Genomic DNA, 4,383 nt, shown 5'->3' with positions numbered 1-4,383 from the left:
TCTCTGTTCGTCGTGGATCAGGCGATCGAGACGTCATCGAAGACGAAGCCGCTGCGAGTGTTGCCGTCCTCGAAGGCCGCGAAGCGCAGCCACATGTTGCGTCCGGCGAACTTCGACAGGTCGACAGTCCTCTTCTGGTAGCCATCCTTGGCGTCCAGGTTGGACAGGCGGACCAGCACAGGGCCGGCACCGTTGTCGTCGACCAGGTCCCCCCGGGCGGTGTCGAAGGCCCTGCCCTCGGTCTCGTCGGTGTCGACGTGCACCCAGAAGGTGAGGGTGCCATTGGCGGGCACTGTCACCTTCTGGCCCATGTAGGTCTTGTTGGCGCGACCCACGCCACCGAGCCAGAGCTTGCCCTTGCCCGTGCGGGCGGGCTGGGCCTGGTTGGTGTTGACCCGGTTCTGGTTGCCCTGCCAGGGAGCCTGGCCGTCCTCGAAGCCGCCATTGGTCACGGCATTCCTGCCAGGCTTGGGAGCCGGCTCGGGCTTCGGGGTGGGTTCGGGCTTCGGGGCCGGGGTGGGCGCCGGAGAGGGCTGGGGCGTCTGGTCGGGGCTGGGCAGGGGCTTGCCACCGACGACGGCACCCATCGCGTGCATCTCGGTCAGGTCTGCCCAGTTCACGAAGTCCCAGAGCATCTTGTAGAACCCGCCGTTGCCCCAATTCTGGCCCCAGGAGTTCGCCACGGTGACACCCTGGGCGTCGTAGCCGATGATGGTCGTCTCGTGGCCTCCGGTGACGCCGCCAGCCGCGCGGTACCAGGATTCTGCGGGGAGACGTCGTTGAAGCTCTGGCGGATCTGCATGCCGATCGGCACCGGGCTGCTGGCCGAGATCGCGCGCTTGATGGCCTGCTTTGCGGCCTCGCCCCGCAGGGGAAGGGCCTGGTAGCCCGACAGGCGGTGCTTGGCGGCATTGGCGCGGTGCGATTGGTTGGGCTGGGTCCAGTAGTCGTGGTCGCCGGGCGTGTAGTGGGCGCGGCTCTGGGCCAGGTCGAGGCCGGTGCCACCGGCCGGTCCGGTGGTGTCGGTGGGCGCGGCCATCGCGACGCCAGGGACTGCGGATGCGATCAGGACGAGTGCGGCAAGGCCGCCGGTGAGATGCTTCATGGTGCTCTTCCAAGGGGTGGGGTGTGGGCGACCAGGTCGTCCCGCGATCCACGCTATTGAGCATCTCCAGGAGCCGGAAGAACCGTGTTCTGGGGACAACCGGAAGCCTCCAGATGGCCATTGGCGCGTCTCCGGTACGCTCTGGGACCAAGACCTGTCCGGCACGGCGGGGCCTCGTCCCGTGAGCAGGCCCCAGGGACTGGCCTGAGCACCATCCGGCCGTCCTGTGCGGCCCCGCAGCCATGTGAAAGCCGAGGTGGACCCGATGATCGACGTTGACCAGTCCTCCCATCCCGACCCCGCACCCACCGAGCCCTGGCGTGCCGAGCGGGGTGTGAGCCGGGTTGCCCTGGCCACGATCGTCCTCGCCCTGGTCTGGCTGCCCGGGGGCGCCCTGCTCGACTGGGCCTTCGGCGTCAACCCGCAGGTGGTCAGCGAGTGGTGGGCGCTGATGCCCATCGCCATCGGGGTGCTGGGTGGAGCCTTGACCTTCGCAGAGAAGGCTGTGCCGCGCTCGGGTCGCACCGTCTGGGCGGCCCTGGCCGTCTGTGCCGGGCTCGCCGCCCTGCCCTTCTGGTGGGTGGTTGGCACTGCCCTGCTGGGTCCCTGACCTGCCCTGTCCGGGTGCTCCTGGGGTCAGGCGGAGTTCACAGGGCCGCACCGAAGGTCTCGTGATCGACCGGCTGCTGGGCGCGTGGGAGTCCGCCGACCACGAGCAGGTAGGAGCCGGTGACCAGTTCCTCGACCTGCTCGGCATCGAGCCGGCCGCCGGGGTGCAGGGTGATCCAGTGCCTCTTGTTCATGTGGTAGCCGGGCGTCACGTCCGGGTACACGGCGCGTAGCGCCTCCGACTCCTCGGGTTCCGTCTTGAGCACCACGAGCGGCTCGTCGGCAAGCGCGGTCAGCAGCATGAAGACCTTGCCCCGCACCTTGAAGACATCCCAGTCCTCCCCGAAGGGATGGGTCAGTTCCCAGGCAGGCAACTTCTGGGCCCGGTGGGCCGCCACCTCCTGCAGTGCCTTGCCCTCCATGGCCAGCTCCTTCCGGTGATGCCTGCTCGTGCGTGGCCGACTGTACGTCTGGGAGGGCAGTGATGCCGGGCCGCGCCACTGAAAACGCGGTCCACACGGCCACGGATGGAATTTGAACGTGTCGTGTGCCGCCTGGAGCGCAATTGCAGCGCACCTCGGTCCTCTGATGCGTGGATCGCCACACCCGGAATCTGTTGGGATGGGGGCATGACGAGCATCGAGATGCTGTGGGCGGACGACGATCCGCACCAGGTGCTCCAGGAGCGCTTCGGCTTCCTCGACGCCGGCCAGGCCACCCGATGGCTGGCCCGCTCGGTGGAGGAGCACTGGGGCGTGGAGGCCACCGACTGCACCCGGATGGTCATCTCCGACCACAACGCACTCGCCTGGCTCACCACGACCGCGGGCCCCCGGATCGCCAAGTGGTCGGTGGACCCGGCACGTTTCGCCCGGCTGCACGATGCCAGTGCCGTGACCCAGTGGCTTGCGGAAGGCGGACATCCGGTCTCCGCGCCGATCCCGAGCCACGACGGCTGGCTGCAGGTGGACTTCGACGGGGTCTCGATGAACCTGCAGCAGGTGGTGCAGGGAGACCTCCTGGACTGCGACTCGCCCGACCAGGTGCGCGAGGCGGGGCGGGTGCTGGCCGGGCTGCACGCCGCGCTGCTGGATGCTCCCCCGCTGCCCTCGGTCGCTGGACCCGACCCGGGACTGGCGGCGACGGTCCGCAACTGGTTGGGAGCGCCCCCGCCCCAGGCTCCCGCGGCCGCAGTCACACGGCTCCGCCAAATCCTTCCCGAGGATGCGCCGAGGCGATGCCAGCAGCTGGTGCACGGGGGACTTCCGCGCCGCCAATGTCCTGGTGCACCAGGACCGGATCAGTGACGTGCTCGACCTCGAGGAGGTCCGCCAAGACCATCCGGTGGCCGAGCTGGCCCGTTCCGCGGTGATGCTGGGAACCCGGTTCCGCCAGTGGGCGCCGGTCACGCCGGAGGTCCGGGACACCTTCGTCGCCGGCTACCAGGAGGTCACCGTCCTCGATGACCTCGAGCGCGCCTGGTTCGACGCCCTGGAGCTGTGGTGGTCGCTGCTGATGGTCCCCACCGGGGAGGATCTGCAGGGCTGGGGCACGGCAGTTCGGGCCTGACGGCAGCGATTGGGCGCTGAAAATGCAGTCGACACGGCCACGGATGGAATTTGAACGTGTCGTGTGCCGTCTGGAGCGCGTTTCCAGCAGCTCCGGGCACTGGGCTCCAAACCGCAGCCCTTGACCCTCACACGGTGTCAGGGAGCAGCCTTGGACCATGGCCGAGACCCCTGAACTGTTCTCCATCGGCGAGTTCAGCCGACTGACCCGCCTGTCGGTGCGCATGCTGCGCCACTACGACGCCACCGGTGTCCTGGTGCCCGCTGCCGTCGACCCGTGGACGGGATACCGCCACTACTCCCCCGACCAGCTGCCTGATGCCACCGACATCCGCACCCTGCGCGACGTGGGCTTCAACGTCTCCGCCATCAGCGCCCTGCTCGCCGCCCGCAAGACCCCCGCCTGGACCAGTGCGCTGGCACTGCAGCGCGACGCGCTCACCCGGGAGCTTGCCGCCGCCCGAGGACGGCTCACCCTCATCAACCACCTGCTCGAAGGAGACACCATGCCCATCACTGTCGAACGCAGCACCATTCCCGCCATGACCGTCGTCACGCTGCGCGGCACCGTCCCGACCTATGCCGACGAAGGCCAGCTGTGGCAGCAGATGACGCCCCAGGTCGAAGACCAGCAAGTCCGTCCGGTCGGTCCCTGCGGCGTCATCGAGCACGACCAGGAGTACACCGAGCGCGACGTGGACCTGTCGGTCTTCCTGCCGGTCGAGGCCGGCACCACGGTCGAGGGGCCCCTCCAGGTGCTGGAACTGCCCGAGCGGGACTGCCTGGTCGCCACCGTCCACGGCCCCTACGACCGGATCAGCCACGCCCACGACCGGATCACGGACGTGGTGCAGGCCGAGGGGCTGCGGCCACGCAGTGGCGACCTGCCTCGAGACAAGGCCTTCAACCTCTACCTGACCACCCCGGACCAGGTCTCGCCCGCCGAACTGGTCACCGAGGTCTGCCTGCCCCTGGTCTGAGGCTCAGGCGCGCCCGTACTCCTGGCGGTTCACGCCGGCAGCACCGCGCACCATCCCCAGGCCACCGGCCAGCTCGGCCTCGGCGGCACCCTGGGCTCGCTCGTCGCCACGGCGACGGGCA

At 69.2% G+C, this 4,383-nt stretch carries 7 protein-coding genes; 4 read left to right on the top strand and 3 right to left on the bottom strand.

Annotated elements, in window-relative coordinates; translation table 11 throughout:
* Positions 1-17: 17 nt before the first annotated feature.
* Both ACHFFZ_RS11505 and ACHFFZ_RS11500 read right to left on the bottom strand, forming a co-directional pair.
* Positions 18-635: a hypothetical protein gene (locus ACHFFZ_RS11505; protein WP_394276753.1), complete on the bottom strand. Its 618-nt coding sequence runs from the start codon at positions 633-635 to the stop codon at positions 18-20.
* On the bottom strand, positions 617-1,105 hold the full coding sequence (locus ACHFFZ_RS11500; protein WP_394276752.1) for a hypothetical protein: 489 nt from the start codon (positions 1,103-1,105) through the stop codon (positions 617-619). Before ACHFFZ_RS11500 ends, ACHFFZ_RS11505 begins: the two co-directional genes overlap by 19 nt.
* A 265-nt stretch (positions 1,106-1,370) precedes the next feature.
* On the opposite strand from ACHFFZ_RS11500, the gene ACHFFZ_RS11495 reads away from it, so the two are divergent.
* Positions 1,371-1,715 (top strand): hypothetical protein, encoded by a 345-nt coding sequence (locus ACHFFZ_RS11495; protein WP_394276751.1) that lies wholly within the window; start codon positions 1,371-1,373, stop codon positions 1,713-1,715.
* A gap of 37 nt (positions 1,716-1,752) precedes the next feature.
* Here the strand turns inward: ACHFFZ_RS11495 and ACHFFZ_RS11490 are convergent, their stop codons facing one another.
* The gene (locus ACHFFZ_RS11490; RefSeq protein ID WP_394276750.1) at positions 1,753-2,136 is read right to left on the bottom strand and encodes an MmcQ/YjbR family DNA-binding protein; all 384 of its coding nucleotides are present in this window, start codon (positions 2,134-2,136) and stop codon (positions 1,753-1,755) included.
* A gap of 207 nt (positions 2,137-2,343) precedes the next feature.
* On the opposite strand from ACHFFZ_RS11490, the gene ACHFFZ_RS11485 reads away from it, so the two are divergent.
* From ACHFFZ_RS11485 to ACHFFZ_RS11475, 3 genes are all read left to right on the top strand, one after another.
* Complete coding sequence (locus tag ACHFFZ_RS11485; RefSeq protein ID WP_394276749.1) at positions 2,344-3,021, top strand: phosphotransferase; 678 nt, start codon at positions 2,344-2,346, stop codon at positions 3,019-3,021.
* Positions 2,999-3,283, top strand: coding sequence for a hypothetical protein (locus ACHFFZ_RS11480; protein ID WP_394276748.1), 285 nt, complete (start codon positions 2,999-3,001; stop codon positions 3,281-3,283). Before ACHFFZ_RS11485 ends, ACHFFZ_RS11480 begins: the two co-directional genes overlap by 23 nt.
* Positions 3,284-3,440: 157 nt before the next feature.
* Positions 3,441-4,262, top strand: a complete 822-nt coding sequence (locus ACHFFZ_RS11475; RefSeq protein WP_394276747.1) for a MerR family transcriptional regulator — start codon at positions 3,441-3,443, stop codon at positions 4,260-4,262.
* The last annotated feature ends 121 nt before the right edge of the window (positions 4,263-4,383 follow it).

It is taken from the genome of Luteococcus sp. (assembly GCF_043424415.1).
In the GTDB taxonomy this organism is placed as follows: domain Bacteria; phylum Actinomycetota; class Actinomycetes; order Propionibacteriales; family Propionibacteriaceae; genus Luteococcus.
This window is presented reverse-complemented; position numbering and strand designations above follow the sequence as displayed.